The organism is Marinibactrum halimedae, from assembly GCF_021234875.1.
Taxonomy (GTDB): domain Bacteria; phylum Pseudomonadota; class Gammaproteobacteria; order Pseudomonadales; family Cellvibrionaceae; genus Marinibactrum; species Marinibactrum halimedae.
Map to the genome: position 1 here is coordinate 38881 of NZ_JAJQVM010000029.1, position 22302 is coordinate 61182.

General features: G+C 45.0%; 11 protein-coding genes. 4 read left to right on the forward strand and 7 right to left on the reverse strand.

All coding sequences use genetic code 11. The features are described from left to right. Positions 1-128 precede the first annotated feature (128 nt). From ettA to LU351_RS15880, 6 genes are all read right to left on the reverse strand, one after another. Positions 129-1793 carry an energy-dependent translational throttle protein EttA gene (gene ettA, locus LU351_RS15855; protein WP_232595067.1) on the reverse strand — a complete coding sequence of 555 codons (1665 nt, stop codon included), beginning with the start codon at positions 1791-1793 and terminating at the stop codon, positions 129-131. Positions 1794-2108: 315 nt separating this feature from the next. Next, the gene (locus LU351_RS15860) at positions 2109-5312 is read right to left on the reverse strand and encodes a TonB-dependent receptor (protein ID WP_232595068.1); all 3204 of its coding nucleotides are present in this window, start codon (positions 5310-5312) and stop codon (positions 2109-2111) included. 585 nt (positions 5313-5897) lie between these two features. After that, positions 5898-9179 (reverse strand): TonB-dependent receptor, encoded by a 3282-nt coding sequence (locus LU351_RS15865; RefSeq protein ID WP_232595069.1) that lies wholly within the window; start codon positions 9177-9179, stop codon positions 5898-5900. Between the two features lie 292 nt (positions 9180-9471). Next, a complete protein-coding gene (locus LU351_RS15870; RefSeq protein ID WP_269783493.1) occupies positions 9472-10692 on the reverse strand; it encodes a NupC/NupG family nucleoside CNT transporter in 1221 nt (406 codons plus the stop codon). Positions 10693-10827: 135 nt separating this feature from the next. Next, entirely contained in the window at positions 10828-11472 is a 645-nt protein-coding gene (gene udk, locus LU351_RS15875; RefSeq protein ID WP_232595070.1) for a uridine kinase, read from the reverse strand. Positions 11473-11732: 260 nt separating this feature from the next. Next, entirely contained in the window at positions 11733-14954 is a 3222-nt protein-coding gene (locus LU351_RS15880; protein ID WP_232595071.1) for a TonB-dependent receptor, read from the reverse strand. Between the two features lie 244 nt (positions 14955-15198). On the opposite strand from LU351_RS15880, the gene LU351_RS15885 reads away from it, so the two are divergent. The 3 genes from LU351_RS15885 to LU351_RS15895 all read left to right on the forward strand — a co-directional run bounded on the left by LU351_RS15885 (position 15199) and on the right by LU351_RS15895 (position 18981). Next, on the forward strand, positions 15199-16398 hold the full coding sequence (locus LU351_RS15885) for an endonuclease/exonuclease/phosphatase family protein (protein WP_232595072.1): 1200 nt from the start codon (positions 15199-15201) through the stop codon (positions 16396-16398). Positions 16399-16539: 141 nt separating this feature from the next. After that, complete coding sequence (gene glyA, locus LU351_RS15890; RefSeq protein WP_232595073.1) at positions 16540-17808, forward strand: serine hydroxymethyltransferase; 1269 nt, start codon at positions 16540-16542, stop codon at positions 17806-17808. Positions 17809-17955: 147 nt separating this feature from the next. Beyond that, positions 17956-18981 (forward strand): HDOD domain-containing protein, encoded by a 1026-nt coding sequence (locus LU351_RS15895; protein ID WP_232595074.1) that lies wholly within the window; start codon positions 17956-17958, stop codon positions 18979-18981. Positions 18982-19057: 76 nt separating this feature from the next. On the opposite strand, the gene LU351_RS15900 is transcribed toward LU351_RS15895, so the two are convergent. After that, positions 19058-20797, reverse strand: a complete 1740-nt coding sequence (locus tag LU351_RS15900) for a chloride channel protein (RefSeq protein ID WP_232595075.1) — start codon at positions 20795-20797, stop codon at positions 19058-19060. Between the two features lie 435 nt (positions 20798-21232). On the opposite strand from LU351_RS15900, the gene argC reads away from it, so the two are divergent. Beyond that, on the forward strand, positions 21233-22273 hold the full coding sequence (argC, locus tag LU351_RS15905; protein WP_232595076.1) for an N-acetyl-gamma-glutamyl-phosphate reductase: 1041 nt from the start codon (positions 21233-21235) through the stop codon (positions 22271-22273). The last annotated feature ends 29 nt before the right edge of the window (positions 22274-22302 follow it).

Below are 22302 nucleotides of genomic sequence, written 5' to 3' on the forward strand. Positions count from 1 at the left end.
TTTTAAAAGGGAGTTTTATATCAGGAAGGTGAGCAAATAATAATGTGGAATAATTATGGTAAATTTTCATCGCTAAAATAAAAAGGCCCAGTTCAAAGAACAGGGCCTTTTTATTCCTATTGTTAGGATTAGTCTTTTAAGGGCTTGTACTTCATCCGCTTTGGTTCCGCATCTTTTCCTTTGCGGTTAATAAAGTCTTCGTGGTATTCGGTGAAATTACCTTCAAAGAATACGGCCTCACTGCCGCCCTCGTAGGCCAAAATATGGGTCGCAACACGGTCGAGGAACCAACGGTCATGGGAGATCACCATGGCGCAACCAGGAAAGTTGAGAAGGGCTTCTTCCAGTGCGCGTAGGGTTTCGACGTCGAGGTCATTAGACGGCTCATCGAGGAGCAAAACATTTGCACCTTGTTTGAGCGTATTGGCCAAATGCAAACGACCGCGTTCACCACCAGAAAGTTCACCCACGCGTTTTTGCTGGTCAGTGCCTTTGAAGTTAAAGCGGCCCACGTAAGAGCGCGAACTTACTTCGTAATTACCGATTTTTAAGATGTCGGCACCGCCGGAGATTTCTTCCCACACGGATTTGCTGTCATCCAGGTTTTCACGGCTTTGTTCGACGAAGGCCACTTGAACGGTTTCACCGATGACGATGTTACCGGAATCCGGTGTCTCGGCCCCTGCAATCATTCGAAAGAGTGTGGATTTACCCGCACCGTTACCCCCTACGATACCGACGATTGCGCCTTTAGGAACGGTAAACGAGAGGTCATTGATAAGTACACGATCGCCAAAACTTTTGGTCACGTTATGGAACTCGATGACTTTGTCACCCAAGCGTTCACCCGGTGGAATGTAAATCTCGTTGGTTTCATTACGTTGCTGAAACTCTTGGGATTGCATTTCTTCAAAACGCGCCAAACGGGCTTTGTTTTTGGCTTGGCGGCCTTTCGGGTTCTGCCTTACCCACTCCAATTCCGCTTTGATCGCCTTCTGGTGAGAAGCTTCGGAGCGCTCTTCTTGTTCCAATCGCTTCTCTTTGGCTTCTAGCCAGTCAGAGTAGTTGCCCTCGTAAGGGATGCCGCGTCCACGGTCGAGTTCCAAAATCCAGCCTGCGGCGTTATCAAGGAAATAACGATCATGGGTGATGGCCACAACCGTGCCAGGGAAATCTACTAGGAAGCGCTCCAGCCAATAGACAGACTCGGCGTCCAAGTGGTTGGTGGGCTCGTCCAGCAACAGCATATCTGGGCGTGACAACAGCAAGCGGCACAGAGCTACACGACGACGCTCACCGCCAGAAAGCTTGGTGACATCCGCATCCCAAGGGGGCAGGCGTAAGGCATCAGCGGCGGCTTCCAGTTTGTGCTCCAGATTATGCGCATCCCACGCTTGGATGATGTCTTCAAACTGACCTTGCTTTTTAGCCAACGCATCGAAGTCCGCATCGGGTTCGGCATAATCGGCGTAAACTTGCTCAAGCCCTGCTATGGCATCTAGGGCTTCACGAACACCATCTTCGACGTTGCCGCGAACGTCTTTCTCTGGGTCAAGATGAGGCTCTTGAGGCAGGTAACCCACTTTAATGCCCGGCATTGGGCGTGCCTCACCGTTAAAGTCGGTGTCTACACCCGCCATGATCCGCAGTAGTGTGGATTTACCCGCGCCGTTTAAGCCCAATACACCAATTTTGGCGCCAGGAAAAAACGACAAAGAAATATCTTTAAGGATTTCGCGTTTTGGCGGCACCACTTTACCAACGCGATTCATACTGTAGACGTACTGTGCCATGCGGCGATACACCCCTTTAATTTGCAGAAATCAGTGAATTTATAGGATAGCTGATTGGTTTTTCACTTCGCCATCTTATGGCGTGGTGAATAGGATTCTCAATGGTACTCATAGATCTGTGGTACTAGCTGATCTAAAGCGCTAGCAGATCTAAGATGACGGCAACTTACCGGAACTGAAGTGGCAATTCAATTGCCATTCACCACAGTGGGAATGTTCAGTGGGGAAATGAAAAAGCCAGCAAAGAATGCTGGCTTTTTCGTAAGAGGGCTGCCTTGTTCGGGTAACCCTCTATGGGAGTATCTCTAAATGAGATTAGAACTCGAAGCGAACACCGAGTTTTAGACCCCAAGATGATGCTTCTTCATCAAACTGGTTCCAGTTTGAAGCTCCATTAAAGCTAGGGGGCTGATAATAGCGATACTGTCCGTTTTCGTTGATGTCATATCTAAACAAAGCGCGACTTGGGAAGCTCATTCTACGAACTTGTCCGTGGTCGTTTGTGTAGATGCCCTTATCATCCAAGAAATCAAAAACGTTCCGAAGAGTAACTTCTACGATGCCTTTGTAATTCTCACTGAAACCAGGGATTTCTTGCGTAAATTTGAAATCCAATTGGCTGATCCAAGGAGTGCTATCTGAATTCTTTTCTACATAGCTACCAGCTGAACCTTCTAGGCCGGCTTGGGAAACTTCTTCCATTACCTCGGAATAAGTCAACGATCCGTTTTCGCCGAAAGCAACTGCATTATCACTTTCTCCTGTTGGTATATATGGTAGATAAGCGTTTGAGAAAACGTTTCTTAAGGGGCCGGGGTCGCCAACAGGCCCATTTCTAAAGGTACTTTGGTCTGCCAATACCCAGCTGAAAGGGTTGCCCGAGCGGCGCTCGAAGAAGAGGCTAAATGTAGAGCGGTAGTCTGCAAATAACGTCGCATCGTAACCAACATTCAAGATAAAGCGATGTTCTATCTCAAAGTCAGATCGACCAAGCCTCACTTCATTTCGGTTGACCGATGGGTTGCGTTGATAGTTGCTAAATGCGTTGTTTCCTGCCGCAGGGTTACCCTGAACAATATCTTGGTGTGCGTAGGACATGCCAACATTCCAGCCAGTATCCCAAAATTTATTTAAGGACAAGCTGTATAAATTGCTGTGACCACTTTTGTCGGCGTTTGTCATTAATAAATCGAAGCGTTCTGGGTCGTCAGAATTTACCGGGTAAATAATTCTTCCCCCGTCTACGGTAGTCGTAACCTCACCTGCTTGCTCGATGTTTCTCTCTCTTGCGAGGTCAACCCAATAAACATCATTTTCTTGTTCTACACGCACATAAGTAGCATTGAAGTTCCAGTCATAGGGGAGTTGAGCATCAAGGCTAATAGAGGCACGCCAATCGCTTGGCATTTTAAAGTTGGGATCAATGGCAGTGACATTGCCATCGCCTCTATCGTCGTCAGTGTACAAAATTTCACTCGGTAATGAGTCAAATGAACTTATTGTACGGGTATTTTCTTCGCTCCCATAGTTTTCTTCTCTGGCTAGCGTAACACCATCCCGTACCCATGCATCCCCAAGCCAGACATTTGGTCGTCCACCGCTATAGCGACCAAGGCCGCCGCTCAACGTTATCGTATCGCTAGCTGTCCACTGGAAGCCTATTCTCGGTAAGAATAAATCGACACCATCAAGGTTTTCAGTATTACTAAAGCCATACCGCTCTGCAAACTGCTCATTAAGCTGTGGCTGAGAACTACTGCTGGTTAATTCGTATCTTAAGCCTAGGTTCAATTCTAGATTAGGGGTAATGAACCAGTCATCTTGAATAAATAAAGATGTTGTCCGCATTTGTATATCAGTGGCGGCATCTTCAGCATCGTTTGTATAGGCGTTTGAATACTCTATGTAGCCTTGGCGATTTTCAAAATCTTCGATGCTATTAAACTGGTAGGTACCACGAGAATTGGGCACAAATAAATTGAAAACATCTAAATCCTCAATTTTTGTTCCAAAGCTTAGTGTGTGTTCATTAACGAGCAGCTCACCGACCCATTCAAAGTTAATTCGTTGGTTGTCTAAGCGAGCAGCATGACGGTTGGCATCAGAACCTAAACTTACTCTTGTTTCGCATCCTCTGCTATTGTTGCACTCTGAATCAGAGTCAGCGGTTATGATGATTCCGGGTAGGCTTGAAAATGAGTCTTGCCCGTTTACAACATCTTTGTAAGAAAGACTGAGTTCAGTGCTGAATGAATCGCTCCAGTATGAGTAGAGTTGAAATGCATAGCTGGTCATTTCATTGGACAGATCAAATGCGCCACTTCCACCAAGAAGTCGCGATTGACGAGAGCCTCCAAAGCTAGTGCGATTTCCATTTGTATATTGGTAGGTGAAGCTGGCACGATGATCATCGTTGATATTGTAGTCCAGCTTAACCAAGATCTTTTCGTCTTCTTCTTCTGGAGATAAACGCCAGTCACCTACGTCTACTCCATATACGTCCATGCCAATCTGACGTATTTGATCGTATTGAGCTTCTGAAAGATAGGTTTCATTGCTGGTGCCACTGCCCGCAGGGCCCCAACTTTGAGTTGAAGGCTCTTTGAAGTATTCATAACTAAGAAAGAAAAATAATTCGTCTTCAAGGATTGGCCCGCTGAATGTAGCCCCCCAGTTAGTGCGCTCGTAATCTATCTCAGCATCTCTTCCTGTGAGTGGGTTTTCTGCAGAACCGCCCCATTTGCTTTGACGCTCTTCATAGAACATAGAGCCGTGGAATTCATTGCTGCCTGATTTGGTTACAGCATTGATTTGGCCACCAGAAAAACCGCTACTGCGAGCATTGAAAGGTGACAATGATACAGATACCGCTTCAATAGCTTGGGTTGAAATGGGTGAGCGCAATGTTGGATAGCCACTGCCGTTCAGACCAAACTCATCGTTTTGGTTAATGCCATCTACAGTCAAGCTATTGTAGTTGGGGTTTGTACCTGCGATTGAAAGTTCGTTGTCGTCTCCTGAAGAGACGACCGCAAATGGGTTATTACGAATAACATCTTTAAGATCTCGATCCATAGAAGGAGAGACTTCTACGGTAACGGCATTAAATAAACTGTCAGTACCTGAATTTCTTTCAAACGCTGAAGCATTTGCAACCACTGTAAGCTCTTCAATGCTTTCGTTACTTAGAGACATGTCTAAGTTGAATGGCTTATCGAGCTGTAAATAGACTTCATCTAAAGTTTTGTCTTTGTAGACAGGAGAATCAATGGTGATGCGGTATGGACCGCCAACACGTAAACCGCTGGCAGAGAAACGACCTTCGTTGTTGGTCACGAATTGTTTAATGGTGTTTGAAGGCACATGCAACACCACGATGGTGGTATTGGTTGCAGGGGTTCCATCTGGGGTAGTGATGGCACCGTTGATGGAAGATGAAGTTTGTTGTGCGTGAACGCCTCCAGCACAAAGTGCCATTAAGGTCGCTGCAGCCAAGCGATTGCGAGTAAATACACTCATTGAGAAAAACTCCCAGGTATGACGATGGGTAAGTAAGAGGTTCGGTTTGTTAGGTCTAAACACGACCAGCTGTGGCACAACGATGCTTCTGTTTACTTGCTTCTTAGGAGATCTCTCATGAAGGTGATGTTGCTTCCTTCTGGCGAGTGAGCGTTTAACGTCAACGCGGTATCGCTTCTTATTTGGATGGGATCACAGAGACATGGGCATCGCCGCCTTCCATTGTGAAGATCATTAACTAAGCCTACCTACAAGATTGATATGACAAAAATAAAAATCTCGCATGATTTGGTTGATTTATGATCAATTTTGAGAAAGAACCGTATTTGGCGGTTATTTATCCACAAATGGACGCGAAAAATAACGGATGGTTGCAGGTAAATCAATTACTTGACCAGGAAGGAAGTTTTATTTTCTAAGAATTTAAATTTTTATTTCTTTTTTTTGTGATTTGGTTCTCATTATTGGGTGTAAAAAGCTGATTTCAATAGATTTTCTGCTAAGTGAGTAACCGTAGCCCTGCTCATTTTTAGAAAAAATAAGCAGGGCTACTTTTCTGACTATTTGGTTAGTTTTTATTTGGATTTAAAACTCATATACCACACCAAGCTTGAGTTCCCATGTTGAGGCCTCTGCGTTGTATGTGTCCCAGTTGTAAAGAGTGATGTTGTCTTCAGGAATATAGTAAACATATTGACCTTGGTCATTTATATCAAAGTCAAAAAGAGTGTTATCGCTGAATTCTGACTCCCTAACCACTCCATGATCATTGCTATATATTCCAGTTTCATCTAAGAAGTCGAATACATTTCGGACAGTTAATTCTAAACGCCCCCTGTGTGTTTCCATAAAACCGGGTATTTCTTGCGTAAACTTGAAGTCCATTTGGCTAATCCAGGGTGTTCTACCAGTGTGTTTCTCGGCATAACCCCCTGCATATCTATCGGCGCCTACGCTAGCAGCACGCGCCATAATTTCTTCATATGAAAGAGAGTTATTTTCTCCAAATGCTACGGCAGGGTCATCAGGCCCAAAAGGTATATATGGTAAATAGTACTCAGATCCAAAAAAGACACCTTGGTCTCCAAGGCTTTGAGTTCCCACAATTCGGCCAACGTCGTTTGTTCTGCGATCGAAATCTACGCCTAATGTGTAATTAAACGGTGTGCCAGAGCGGCGTTCGAAGAATAAATTAAAGGTTGATTGCAGATCTGCAATAAATGTCGTGGCATAGGTTAAATTAAGTACGAATCGATGTTCAATTTCGTATAAAGATCGGCCAATTTCAACTTCATTTCTGTTGATCGACGGTGAAAAACGTAGATTGCGAACACCGGACGAATCTGAAGCATTATTTCCGCTTGTTACATCTTGGCTGGCATAAGATAAATTTAAGCTAAACCCGTTATCCCAATATTTATTTAGAGCAACTGTAAAGATGTTGCTATATCCATTATCGTCAGCGTTAGTCAGCATTATATCAGTGTTTCCAGGCATTCCTGGAACCACTGGGTAAGTAGCAGTAGGGTAGATAATTCTGCCGCCGTCTACTGTTCGTCGTAAAGGTTGTCCGTCTTGTTGAGCAAGTGAAAGAGAGGCCTCTCTGGCTAAGTCGACCCAAATGACTTCATTTTCTCCTTCTATTCTTGTGTACGCTACATTTAATTGCCATTCTTGTGGAAGTTCCGCGTCTACAGAAACAACCGCTCTCCAATCACTTGGTAATTCAAAATCAGGATCAATTAACTCTACACTTCCGTTGCCACGAAATGAATCCCCATTGCCATCTTCATTGAAAAGAATTTCGTTTGGTAGGGGTGTTATTCTGGTAATGGAAAAATTCGTTAGATCGGCGGCTTCAATATAGGTCACCCCATCAGTTCTCCATGAATTACCGAGCCATACATTTGGGCGCCCTCCGCTGTAGCGGCCTAAGCCTCCACTAATAGTTATATCGTCTGAAGGTGTCCAGCGAAAACCAATACGAGGTAAAAAAATATCTACACCATCAAGATTCTCCTGATTGCTAAACCCATTTCGTGCAGAAAAATTTTCATTAAATTCAGGTTCGCTATCGCTTATTGTGGTTTCGTACCGTAACCCTATATTCATTTCGAGGTCAGGTGTTATGAACCAGTCATCTTGGACAAATAGAGAAAGTGTTGATAAATCTATCTCAACTGCCACATCATTGGGGTTGTCTCGAAAAGAATTGGAATAGGTGATTCGGTCTGCTAAACCATTTTGAAAGTCCTCAATACTATTGAACCGATAAGATCCTTTGGAGCCAGGAACAAATAGATTCTCGATATCTAATTGTTCCCATTTAAGTCCAAAATTTAGGGTATGTTTATCTAGCAGGTATTCACCAACAATTTCTAGATTAAGTCTTTGATTTTCGAGCTCATTAGCATGACGAAATGTATCGGTACCAAGACGTACAAAGGTTTCGCAAGGGTCTAAACCATCATTTCCGGAATCACACTCCGCTCTTGTAATAGCGTCTATCGATATGCTTGGTAGGTCTGTATAAGGATCTTGCCCATTCTGAAGGTCCTTGTACGCTAAACTGAATTCGGTGCTGAAGTTGTCAGACCAATAGCCATACCATTGTATAGCGTAATTGGTCATTTCATCTGATAAATCATATGCATTACTGCGGCTATTGAATCTAGATAAAGATGAATTAAAGAGTATCGTTCTATTACCGTTTGTATATTGGTAGGTCAAGCTTGCTCGGTGATCTTCATTGATATTCCAGTCAATTTTCGCCAGAATTTTTTCGTCTTCCTCTTGAGGGGACAGCCTCCAATCACCTACATCAATGCCGTATACATCTAGACCTATCTGGCGAATTTCATCGTACTGCTCTTCTGTTAAGTAGACTTCATTAGGTCTTCCGCTGCCAGTCGGGCCCCATTCTTGGAAAGTGGGTTCTTCAAAAAACTCGTAACTTAAGAAAAAGAACAGTGAGTCTTCCATAATAGGGCCGCTAAACGTTGCTCCCCAGTTGGTTCTTTCATACTCAAGTTCTATTACGTCTACATCATTACTACCAGGCTCTATACTCTCAGCTTCTCCACCCCATTCAGAATCTCTACGTTCATAGAAAAAAGAACCATGGAATTCATTACTACCGCTTTTGGTGACTGCGTTAATTTGCCCGCCCGAGAAACCACTACTTCGAGCATTAAAGGGTGCAAGAGAAACGGAGACGGCTTCAACCGCCTGGGTTGAAATTGGAGAACGTTGAGTTGGGTAGCCGCCATTATTTAATCCAAATTCATCGTTCTGATTAATACCATCTACCGTTAGACTGTTGTATCTGGGGTTTATGCCAGCTATGGATAAGCTTGATTCATCATTGTTACTAATTACAGCCAATGGATTAATCCGAATCACATCTTTTAAGTCTCGATCCATCGAGGGGGAAACTTCTACCGTTACCGCATTGAATAAACTTTCGGTACCAGTATTTCTTTCGTACGCAGAGGCTTCCGCAATAACAGTCAACTCCTCAATACTTTGGGACTCCAATTGTGTATTGAGTGTTAACGTTTGATCCAGCTGAAGGTATAACTCATCTAAAATAGTATCGTCATAAGTATCTGAATCAATAGTAATTCGATAGGGGCCGCCAACGCGAAGCCCTTTTGCTGAATAGCGACCGCCTGAATTGGTTTCAAATGTTTTCAATGTATTGGAGGGAACATGCAAGATAATGACTGTGGTATTTGCAGCGGGCTCACCTGTTGGTGTGCTCACGTATCCGCTAATGGATGATGAGGTTTCTTGTGCTTGGGCTACTGTGGTGCTTAGTGCGAGTAAGACACCATAAGTTAACGGATTACGATAAAACGCTTTCATACCGGAAAACTCCAAAGTGTTTTTAATCATGGATACCTAAACAACACTATTTGTTATAGACACATTCCGGATGTTTTTCTTAATTTTTACTTTAAAGTGGAAAGGTAATGGAAATTTATTGGCTTGGTTATTCACTAAATTTTTTAAAAAATTTAAATTTATTTAAATGAGATATCTAAAGGAACTTGAATCTAGAATCAGAAAAATAAAAAAGAAGTGGTTTAAGGAAAAAACTGCTTTTTTTCACAGTTTTTCCCTATTAAAGTCGTTGAAGTTTATGAGGAAAGCATTTTTAGATAATAGACAGGAAAAAACTAGCGATAGCAGCGCTCATTAAATTTGCCATAAAGCCCGCGCAAACGGCCCTCATTCCTAGCTCAGCAACATCTTTACGTCGATTAGGGGCGATAGTCCCCAAGCCACCCAATAAAATCGCAATGGAAGAGAAATTGGCAAAACCGCATAGGGCGAATGTAACCACGGCCTGGGTATGCTCGCTCATTTGTGTCTTCTGTTCAGCAAAATCTACAAAAGCGACAAATTCGTTCAGCACTAGCTTTTGGCCAATAAAGCTACCGGCGATTTGGCTTTCTGACCATGGAATACCAAGAAGAAAAGCCAATGGTTGAAAACAGTAACCCAGTAAAAATTGCAGCGACAGATCATCCATGCCAATCAGTCCGCCGGCCCATCCCAATAAACCATTCAGTAAGGCAATAAGGCTAACAAATGCCAATAGCATCGCACCGATATTCAAAGCCAATTGCAATCCGTTACTGGCCCCTGCAGCAGCGGCATCGATGACATTAGCGTATTGGTCGTGCTCAAACTGAACGGATTTCTCGCCATCGTTGATGGTTTGTGTTTCTGGCAAAAATAATTTTGCCATCAAAAATCCACCTGGTGCGGCCATAAAGCTGGCAGCGAGCAAATACTTTAGTTCTACTCCCAAACCGACATAGCCGGCGAGCACAGATCCCGCAACCGTGGCCATACCACCGACCATGACGGCGAAAATCTCAGAACGGGTCATGGTAGCGATGAAGGGTTTGACTACCATCGGAGCTTCGGTTTGGCTGACAAAAATATTCGCCGTGGCAGACATAGACTCAGGCTGGCTGGTTCCTAACACTCTTTGCAAGGCGCCGCCAATGATCTTGATGATCCAATTCATGATGCCGATGTAATAAAGCACAGAAACAAATGCCGAAAAGAAGATGATGACTGGGAGTACATTGATGGCAAAAATAAAACCATATTTCATGCTGCCTAAATCACCAAAGACGAAGTCAATACCGCTTTGCGCGTAGCTGATAATGCCTGAAACGCCAATTGAAATAGCCTCCAATGCGGCTTTGCCAGCGGGAATATAGAGTGCAATACCACCCAGAATAAATTGCAGGGCAAAGGCCACTCCCACAGTACGCCAATTGATGTTGCTTCTATGGCTGGAAAAGGCGAAGGCAATCAGCAATAACGTTGCAATGCCGATCAAACTAATGATGGTATTCAATGGTAAACCTCTTATTGGAAAATTAGGTAATTACTTAAGTTACATGGGCTGTTACATGTGTCCTTATCAACGAGGTGAAGGTTGGCTCGTTTGATGCACTCTCAATGGGTTGGAATGAGAGTGCGTATCGGTACGCTAGTCGTTTACATTATGTGTATTGAGTAGAGCGCGGATTTTGTGTTTGACCAAGTCGATGGCAATACGATTTTTGCCTCCCCGGGTGACAACGATGTCAGCATGATTCTTACAGGGCTCAATGAACTCATAAAACATGGGACGAACAGTGGATTCATATTGTTGTGAGACCGATTCCAATGTTCTACCGCGCTCTTGAATATCACGGGCAATTCTGCGAAGTAGGCAGATATCAAGGGGCGTATCTATAAACAGTTTTATATCGAACTGCTCACGAAGTGTTTCATCGCTCAATAGCAGGATACCTTCAATAATAACAACCGTTGCGGGCTCAACGCGTCGGGTAATATCACTGCGAGTATGCAGGTTGTAGTCATACACGGGTACATCGACGGACTGACCACTGCGTAAGGATTCTAAGTGTTCCACCAACAGTTCGTGTTCAAAAGCATCGGGGTGATCGTAGTTGGTTGCAGTACGATTTTTGATCGGCAGGTGGGATTGATCCCGGTAATAGGCATCTTCCTCAATGATCGCAAGATCTTTGGCGGGAATTTGAGCGCTAAGCTCTTGGTAGATAGTCTGTGCAAACAGCGATTTTCCGGATGCGGAAGCCCCAACGATGGCAATAATGGTCTTAGTCAAAATGAATCCCTAAGTAAATTAGATTTTTCTAATGCTTTGCTTGTACGGTAGATGGGCTGCATTTTACGCATGTATGGAGAATTTCTGAACCCGGAGTTGGTTTTGGTTGTTTTTTTTGATTAGTTTGGATTGGGAAGGAATGGAATTCTAGCCGCAAAAATTAAAGGCATCTAAAATAATGACGGATTCTATATCAGAAAAGAAAAAGCCAACCCTAAGGTTGGCTTTTTTTGACTATCGAGGCTAACTTCGATCTTCGATTAGAACATGAAGCGAGCACCAACTTGAATTTCCCACAATGAAGCTTGCTCATCGAAGTCGTTAGGATCGCGTTCAGAGAAGGAGTTAAATACATACTGTCCATTATCATTCACGCTAACATCAACGATTTCTTGAGAGAAGAAAGCAGCGTCGTTTTGGTGACCCCATTCGTCATTGAGTAAGTTACCCAAATTGTAGACCTTAAGGTAAACAGAACCATACGTATCATCTATGAAGGTTGGAAGTTCTTGTTCTAGACGCAAGTTGAATAGCGTGCTCCATTTTGCTTCAGCGCTATTTCTACTTACGTAGCCACTACCTAAACCTTCGTCACTAGCCCACTGGAAAAAGGCATCTTGATCGAAAGTGTCTGCAAATACGACGTTTGAATCGTCAGCACCGGTTGGGACATACAATAAGTGACGGCCTGAGCGAGGACCACGTCCTTCAAGGTCATCAGAAGACATTGTATAGCTAGTAGCTTGTCCAGCCTGTCTCCAGCCACTTAGTGTGACTCGTGTTTCTAACCCAGATATAAACTCTTTGGTGTAGGTTAAATTCAGAGTAAAGCGGTGTGGAACTTCATAGTTAGAGGTTCCTGCTTGTGGGTCATTGATGTCTCTAAGTGCTGTATTTTGGAAGTTTGAGCCTGCAGTTGAAGAGGTCATTGGGCTGATATCTTCGGTACTGGCAGAAGAGTATCCCACGCTAACATCTAAGCCAAAATCGAACGATTTATTAAGTGATGCGGAGAATACCAAAGACTCTGCATCTTCATCGCTATTGGTTAGCATCAGGTTCTGTGAGCCTAATGTGTCTCTGTCTATATATCCGTAAATAGGCGTTCCAGTTTGGGTATAACCTTTGATCTCTTGGGTTATGTCTACATAATAGGCAGAGTTTTTGGAAACAGAGTAGAGTATATCGAAATCAGCAGTTATACCATTGTTGAACTCGTGGGTCCCGCCGAAAGCGAACTTCCATTCGGATGGTTGTTCATAATTGGGGTCGATTGAGACGACTCTGCTGTTTGATGCATCACTTGGAGTTACGCCTGCGACAAAATCTACTAACGCTTGAGGAACGTCAAATCCTGGGCGCCCTGCACCAGAAAGGGGAAGCCCTCCAAATACGGATGGAACCATGTCCTCGCCAAATAGGTCTTCAGTATCGATTTGAACATTAGTTAGACCGTCGTTACTCCAAGCGTTAGATAGCCAAACGTTTGGATTTCCCCCCGAGAACAAGCCAACCCCCCCTCTGAAGGTTGTTTGGTCGCTGAAACCCCAAGTAAAGCCTAGTCGAGGCATTAGCAAATCAACTCCGTCGATAGTACCTGTGTTGCTAAAGCCATATGCATCAGTAAATGTGGGGTTTTCATTGGGGCTGTCATCACTTTCAAATCGTTCATAACGTAGTCCACCAACGAGCGTTAAGTCTATGTCTGCGAAGTAATATTCGTCTTGAACATAAAATGTGTGGAGTACGTTTTCGAATGACGCTGCTGCATCTGCAGCAACATTGGTTCCGCCACCACTGCCGTAATATATGAAGCTTGCAGCACCTAATTCGAACCTATCGATTCCTGATAGCCCACACCCTGGATCGCTCTGGCGTTGGGCTGCGGTCAGGGCGTCACAGTAATCTGGATTTGAGGCAGAGCCATCATTGAAGTCATATTCTCCACCACGTGAGTGTTGAACGAACAGGTTGAAAATAGACAGGGCTTCACGCTCATATCCACCAGAGATTAAGTGGTCTCCAGCGAGTAATTGTGCACTGAACTTGAAATAGTCGGATTCAGTATTTAAGCCGTTGGCTTGGCGGGAATCATCTGCTCCTAGGTAAACAGTATTGTTATCTATTTCAATCTGCATATCACCAAAGCTTGGGTCACCAATAGTAACTTGACTGTCATCCATGGTGTTATTGCTGTAGAAGATTTCGGTAGAGAAAATATCTGTCCATTGAGCAGAATATTTAATGGTGTAAGTTTCAGACTCAGAACCTTTTGTATAGAAGTGGTTTGAGAATTCGAACTCATCACGGTCTCCATCAGAGGAGCGTAACTGAGAACCATCGTAGTAGTTATAGGTAAATGCTAAATCATGGTTTTCGTTGATATTGTAATCTAAACGAACCAAATACTTTTTATCTTCAAGAGTGCCATTACCAGGTTGGCCACCAGGATTGTAGCCATACTGATTCTGAGCAATATCTAAGATGCGGTTGTAATCAGATTGGCTTAACCAGGGGCGTTCAACACCACTGCCGGAGCCATCGAAACCCATTGCAGTAAATTCTGGTGCTTCTGACTCCTCGTAAGCCAAAGAGAAAAATAATTTATCTTGAATAATTGGGCCGCTTACATTGAACCCCCGGCGGAATTCGTCGTAATCTGGGCTGGAAAGATCTTGGCCATCGCCAACGCTGTCTCCACGCAAGCTTTCATTGGTAACATCATAAAAAGCGCCACCATGGAACTCATTAGAGCCGGATTTGGTAACAGCATTAATGTTACAAGCGGTAAAGTTTCCGTAGGCAACATCAAACGGCGCTAACTCAACGGAAATTTGTTCAACCGCATCAAAAGGGAAAGGCATACCAGTCGCGGTAGAGTAGCCATTATTGTTCAGACCGAATCGGTCATTTTGGCTTACGCCGTCCAGTGTGGTGCTGTTGAAGCGAGGGTGTTTACCACCGCAGTTCACACCACCACTTGGATCAATGCTGATACGTGGATCAAGTGCATAGACATCTGCGATATCGCGTCCGAAAGAAACTGCAGTTTCCATTTCATAAAGCCCGAATACAGCAGAGGGCCCAGCAGCAACAGTTTCGGCTGAGTATGCTTCCGCCTCTACAATTACTTCTTCAATGCCGTTTTGCTGAGATGCTTGCATGGTGTAGTTGAGCTTAAATACATCACCTAGACCAATAGAGGTAACTTCAACCTTTTGTTTACCGTTGATGATAACGTTGTAAGGGCCGCCTACAGGTAACCGTGGAGCGATAAATGAACCACTGTTGTTCGTGGAGTATGTGCGAGTAACCCCTGTGCGAGTATCGACAACAGAAATACTGGCATTTTCTAAGGGAGTACCATCTGTATCTAGAATTTTTCCTCGAATTGAGGAAGAAGTTTCTTGTGCTATAGCACCGGTCGAGCCAATGGCTACTAAAACCGCTGCCGCAAGAGATTTGCGGTTAAGAAATTTCATAATGCTTAATGCTCCAGCCCTAAATTGTGAAGTGTGTTTGCTACCTTTTTACAAGGTATGCTTGTATTCAGAGTAATTTGGATAGCAATTTTTATCCCAAATTGTTACAGAAATGTTAAAGTTCGGCGCTTTTTTTTCTGACCATATAGTTCATTTTTCAATTAGGCGCCGCTATAAGCAGAGCCATTATGATTTCCTTATATAGATTAATTTTTACTGTTATGAGAATTTTGGGGATGAAACTGTGAAGTTTTCCAAATGTATTTTTGTGTTTTTGTTCATTTTTGGTGCAGTTGGATGTAACGATGTTAAAAAAAGGGGCGATTTGAGTGTGGTGCGTATTGCAACATTTAATGTATCAATGGAGGAGGAAAACTATCCAATTGAACAGGAGTTAGAAAAAGGCAGTTCAGTCTTGCAGTATCATTTGTCGACTGGCAGGAATCAGCAGATGCGTAATATCGCTGAAATATTACAGCGCACTCGACCAGACATTGTGTTATTGAATGAGTTTGATTTTATAGAAGATCGATCTAAGGGAGTTGATGCTTTTCAACAAAATTACCTGTCTATCGCTCAGCATGAGAGCGTGTCCCCTATCAATTATCCTCATATTTTCCTCGCACCTACCAATACGGGTGCGCCCAGCCCATACGATTTTGATCAGGATGGTGTGGCATCGGGTGTGGGAGGCGATGCTTGGGGTTTTGGCAAATATCCGGGGCAATATGGAATGGTTTTGCTGAGTCGTTTCCCTATTAATAAGGAGGAAGCGCGAACACTTCAATTATTTAAATGGAGTGATATGCCTGGGGCGCTGCAGCCAAAGCACCCTGAGACCAATCAGCCTTGGTTTTCACAAGAGCAATGGCAGGCATTGCGACTATCATCTAAATCTCATTGGGATGTACCGGTTATGGTGGGTGAGAAGCGAATCCATGTATTGGCTCAACACCCTACACCGCCGGTCTTTGATGGGCCTGAAAATCGAAATGGATTGCGAAACCATGACGAGTTGAGATTGACCGCCGATTACCTTTCTGAAGAAACCTCGACTTATATTTATGACGATAAAGGTAATAGAGGAGGGTTGTCGGGTGACCGATTTGTCATCTTGGGGGATTTGAATGCGAGTATTTATAGCGATGCCACGTACCCAGGGGCAATGGAGCGTTTGCTCAATCACCCTAAAGTGAACAGCGATTTCATTCCGACCAGTCGGGCCGGGGCGGCAGTTGTTCCTGAGCTACCTTATGCCAAAGAGTTTACGGCTGCGTGGAAGAGCCGAGCTGATTATGTTCTACCTTCTAAATCAGGCTTCAATGTTATCGACGGTGCTGTTTTCTGGCCCGAAAAAAACAGCCCCCTGTATAGATTGGTGGAGTCGCGAGAGGCATCGTCAGACCACCGGTTAGTGTGGCTAGAATTAGAAATGGTTGATTGAGCAAGGTTCATCATCATGATGAGCAAATCTGGATGCCGATTTTGTGAATTCATGTACAATCTGCGCTTCTTTAAAACGAGTCCCGCATTTTGTGCCAGGGCCATTTATTGTGCTAAGACCAACAGACGGTAGGGTGACGCCATGTTTGACAAATCGCTGACAATAGAAACGTACGATCCAGAGCTCTGGGAAGCCATTACGAATGAGGATCGTCGACAGGAAGAGCATATTGAGCTGATTGCTTCAGAAAACTACACCAGTCCGATGGTAATGGCGGCTCAAGGCACCAAGCTTACCAACAAGTATGCGGAAGGTTATCCTAATAAGCGGTATTACGGTGGATGTGAGTACGTTGATAAGGCTGAGGTGTTGGCGATTGAGCGTGCTAAAACCTTATTTGGTGCGGATTACGCCAATGTCCAACCCCATTCTGGCTCGCAGGCGAATGCGGCGGTGTATCAGGCATTGTGTGCACCTGGGGATACGGTTTTGGGTTTTAGTTTGGCTCATGGCGGTCATTTAACTCATGGCGCCAAAGTGAATTTTTCAGGCAAGATTTACAACGCTGTGCAGTATGGCTTGAACGCTGAAACCGGCGAGGTGGATTACGAAGAGGTAGAGCGTTTAGCCGAAGAGCATAAGCCCAAGATGATCGTTGCCGGGTTTTCTGCGTACTCGCAAATCATGGATTGGCAGCGTTTCCGTGATATTGCGGACAAAGTTGGTGCCTACTTATTAGTGGATATGGCGCATGTGGCGGGGCTGGTTGCAGCGGGTGTTTACCCAAGCCCTGTGGGGATCGCAGATGTCACCACATCCACAACCCATAAAACGTTACGCGGCCCACGCGGCGGTATTATCTTGGCGAAAGCAAATCCAGAAATCGAAAAGAAGCTCAATTCTGCCGTCTTCCCTGGTGGTCAGGGTGGGCCGTTGATGCATGTGATTGCAGCCAAAGCGGTAAGCTTTAAAGAAGCCATGACCGATGAGTACAAGGCGTATCAAACACAAGTAGTGGCCAATGCGAAAACGATGGCCAATACTTTTATGGATCGAGGTATAAAAATTGTTTCTGGTGGCACCGAAAACCACTTAATGTTGGTGGATTTAATTGGTAAAGAATACACCGGTAAAGATGCCGATGAAGCGCTTGGTCAGGCGAATATCACCGTCAATAAAAATGCTGTTCCTAATGACCCTCGCTCTCCGTTTATTACCTCAGGCTTGCGTGTGGGGACTCCGGCCATTACGACACGTGGCTTTAAAGAAGAACAAGTTGAGCGATTAACCCACTGGATTTGTGACGTGTTGGAGAGTTTGGAAAATGGAAATTCAGACTCAGTCATTGCAGAAGTGAAAGAGAAAGTGCTCGGGCTGTGTGCCGACTACCCGGTTTACGGGCCAAACTGAACGAGAGTTGATGCTCTTTAGGGCATTCATTTCTTGGAGATGCATTTTCTGATTGAAGCCGCGCCGTGAGGTGCGGCTTTTTTGTGGGTGAGACTTAATATTCCTCTGCTCTATAATTTGTTTACTGAAGATAAAGGGGATATCTGGATGGCAGGCTTTCTTGGGCGTTTTAAAAATCTTTTTTCAGAATCCTCAACATCCAACACTCGTGAGTCGATGGAAGATTGTGGATTTTTGGGGGTGGATGCGCGAGCGCTTGTGAAGCTCGATAAGCAATTTGTGGTGTTTCTATTGGGTGGTGATCCTGATGTTGAGAAAACAGCGGAAGTGGCTATTCCTGCGGCGCAATTGGAAAAAGCGAAAAAAATTCGCGTACTGTTAAATCGCTCCGTTAGAGATCAACCTCTCACCAAAATAGCACCGCGTATGCCCAGTGTGATGCCGAAGCTCATGCGGAGTTTAAGGGATAAAAACGCCAGTACTGAAGACATTGTAAAAATTATTATCCAAGATCCATTGCTGCTCAGTACGGTCTTACGCCAAGTGAACAGCGCTTATTTTAATCCTCGTAAACGCCGGGTGAGTGATATTCGCAAAGCGGTGGTGCATTTGGGAATGGATGGCCTACGTTTGGTGATGACGGCAGCGTTATTGCAGCCGGTGATACAGCGTCAGACATCCTTTTTCGGTGAAGCAGGTAAACACCTTTGGTTGCACTCACATCAGGTGGCGGCTCTGGCGGAAATGTTGGCTCGCAGCCGTAAGCTGGATGGCCTAGATGCTTATCTTGTGGGGCTTATGCATGAAATGGGGCGCTTAACCTTGCTTCATGAAATGTGCCGCATTATGAGTACCGCCGGAATAAAAGTACCGCCACCTCCTGAAGCGTTGGTAGGTATGCTATCTGAAAACAGCGCCTTATTAAGTTACCGTGTTGCTCAAGAGTGGGAGTTGCCCAACACTATTTGTGTGGCTTTGCAGGAACAAACCAGTATGCCCACTGAGCCGCCTCCACCGGGAATAGGACGATTGGTGGCGGAAGTAAATGTATTGGCGGAGTATTATTGTTTGCGAAATCACCTTAATAGCGCAAACCGGGAAGTAAAGCGGGTGGCAGAGCAATTAATGATTACACCAGATAAATTGGAAACCCTAGAGCACTTGGATACTTAGGTCTGTCTTGAGGTATCTCTTGATGTTTGGTGGGCCTTAGCGTTCATTAAACTTTAGTGTTAGTGAACTTTGGTGTTTAGTGAACCTTATAGTGGTTGTTAATCGCATCGCGGGAGATGATTCCCACAATAGAAGTACCGACTACTGGGCGATGAGATCGCTCAACATACACTGCTTCTGCATTGTGTGCCTTCATTAATTGATGAGCTTCGAGCAGGTTGGCGGTATCGTGAATGGGGTAAATGGCTAGGCGCTTGCCCGGCAATTCTGCTAATTGTATCGACTCTTCTAACGTTAATACCTTCTCTGGCGCACTGTCTAAAAAAGAGGCCAAATCGGCTGCTCGTAAAGCATTTAACGATTGTGTTTCAGGGTTTTCAAAAATAATCCACAGAGGTTGATTGTTCAGAAGTTGGTGGGCGTCATCGCACTCAAGGACGGGGTCGGAAACCACAAATTGTGTATTCATCACACTTAATACCCCAATTCTCGATAATTCCCGCCGAGGGGCGTTGGAGTCAATGTTGTGACCCTGCGCGCTGAGCAGCGCGAGAAAAACGCCGTCGGCGTTAAAGAGTCGTCGTGTTACCAAGGAGGCTATCACCACCACCATCATGCTGGGGAAAATGACATTGGGATTGTGGGTGAGCTCCAATATTGCGACCAGCGCGGCAAGCGGTGCATTGAGTACCGCCCCCATCATGGCCGTCATGCCAATTAGTACATACAGTCCATCGCTGTGCACGCCACTGATGGATTGCCCAATAATACCGAAAGCGCCGCCAAGGCAGGCTCCAATTACCAGTGTTGGTCCAATCAGCCCGCCGGGAAGTCCAAGGCCAATGGCCGCAGACGATATCACCAGTTTAGTCAGGGCGATGGCAAGGAGTAATTGCAGCGAAAAATTACCCGCGATGGCATCTTCTATTGTGTCGTAACCCAAGCCGAGTATTTCAGGAAAAACCAAAGCCGTCAGCCCAGTCAACCCGCCTGCTATGGCAAACCGTATGACCATAGGCCAGTGTGCAACAGACAGGCTTGACCTTAGTATCCAGGAATAAGTGGTTGCCGAAAGGCCAATTCCAATCCCAATCACGATCATAAAGGGAAACTCATAGAGGCTGGTGAGTTGCGAATGGGCAATCACAAAGCTGTGGTCATGTCCAAACATAGCGCGAGTTATGATGGCGCCGGTGACGGAGGAAATAATGATGGGAATAAATCCGGCAATGGTGTATTCCATCATGACTACTTCCATGGCGAAGATCACCCCAGCCAGGGGCGTATTGAACGAAGCTGAAATACCTGCTGCTACGCCGCAGCCAATGAGTGTGCGCATACTGTTATTGGGAATACGGAGCCAGCGGCCAACAAAACTGGCGGTCGCAGCGCCCAAATGAACAGAGGGGCCTTCACGACCGACCGATTGCCCTGTAATTAAGCAGGTGATACCACCAAAGAATTGCACGAAGAAGTTGGAAGCGGGCATGTGGCCTTGGTGATTATGGAGTCGATCCAGGACATGCCCGACCCCCACTTTAATACGTCGTGAGGGTAGCCACATCAACAACGCCCCTAAGGCGGTGGCGCCAAACAGTGGCAGCCAGAATCGGGCCGACTGAGGCAACCCTTCGAAATTGTCAATATGTTCAGGTAAAGATAATAAAGGTAGGTCGACAAGCAAACGAAAACCAACCACCACGGTTCCCGTTGCAACACCCGCCAAGAGCGCTAAAAAAGTCAATTGGGGTAGCGCATCTAAGTAGGCCAATTGATGACGAAAGTTTCTCAAGTAAAGGGCAATGTGTGTTTTCATCAAAGGCAATTGTCCTTTTGGCGCCTGTAGACTTGTATTAAAGGGCGATGAATCGTTGTGCGGCTATGCTGATGGAAGCAAAACACCATTACAGTGCAGCAACAGTCATGAATGTACTAATAAATGTGAATGTATTGATGGCTGTGCATGTGTTGATAATTGTGCATGTGTTGACAATTGTGAATGTAGCAATAGCCATCTAAATGGGCTCTGTAGCAACAAGCTGTATCGCAACGGTTTGGTGTTTATCGGCTCGTTGTGGATAAATCTGTCAGTTATTCTTTCGATTTTGCGTGATGAAACTTATCATAGTCTACATCGTTTTGATGAATGTTCTTATAAATGTCGCGTTTGGCATTCTTGTAAGTGGCTTCATCTTACAGCTCAAACTGAATCTCATAGCTCAATGTGAATCGATCAATCTGGAGGGTGCCTGTGATTAACGTAGGTATTGTTGGGGGCACGGGGTACACCGGTGTAGAGTTATTAAGACTATTGGCAGGTCATCCGAATGCTCAGGTGAGTGTGATTACCTCTCGTGGTGAAGCGGGTACACCGGTAGCGGATATCTTTCCTAACCTTCGCGGTATCATTGATCTTGAATTCACTGTACCGGATGTGAAAATTTTATCGGCCTGCGATGTAGTGTTTTTTGCGACCCCTCATGGTGTGGCCCAATCAATGATGTCTGAACTGATTGGTTCCGGGGTTCGAGTGATTGATTTGTCGGCGGACTTTCGGATTCGTGACATTCCTACATGGGAGCACTGGTATGGTCAAACTCATGGTTGTCCTGAGTTAGTTGAGACCGCTGTTTATGGGCTTCCCGAGGTCAATCGTGCTGAAATTGCTAAAGCGCAATTAGTGGCTTGTCCTGGTTGTTACCCAACAGCAACACAATTGGGGTTGATTCCTCTATTGGAGCACAATGTTGTTGACCCCAGCCGATTGTCCGTGAGTGCGGCATCTGGCGTCAGTGGCGCCGGTCGTCAAGGTAAGTTGGACAATATATTTTCTGAAGTGGGTGAAAGCTTTAAGGCTTACGCTGCGGGTGGGCATCGGCATTTGCCAGAGATCGAGCAAGGTTTGCGAGAGGTTCAGCCATCGGTTGCAACACCAGCAGAAGTGACTTTCGTACCCCATTTATTACCCATGATTCGAGGTATACACGCGACATTATTTGCTGAATTGACGGATACCAACGTGGATCTACAGCAGTTATTTGAAAGCCGTTATCGGCAAGAGCCTTTTGTGGATGTATTGCCTGCGGGCTCGCATCCGCAAACCCGTAGCGTTAAATCATCCAATATGTGTCGAATTGCGGTTTTTCGGCCACAAGGGCGTAAGGCAATTACAGTGTTGTCTGTGATTGATAATTTAACGAAGGGAGCATCAGGGCAGGCCATTCAAAATATGAACATTATGTTTGGTTTTAAAGAGAATTTAGGATTAGAGGCGGCAGCATTATTGCCTTAAAAGGGTGATTTTGCTGTGACCAGTGACTT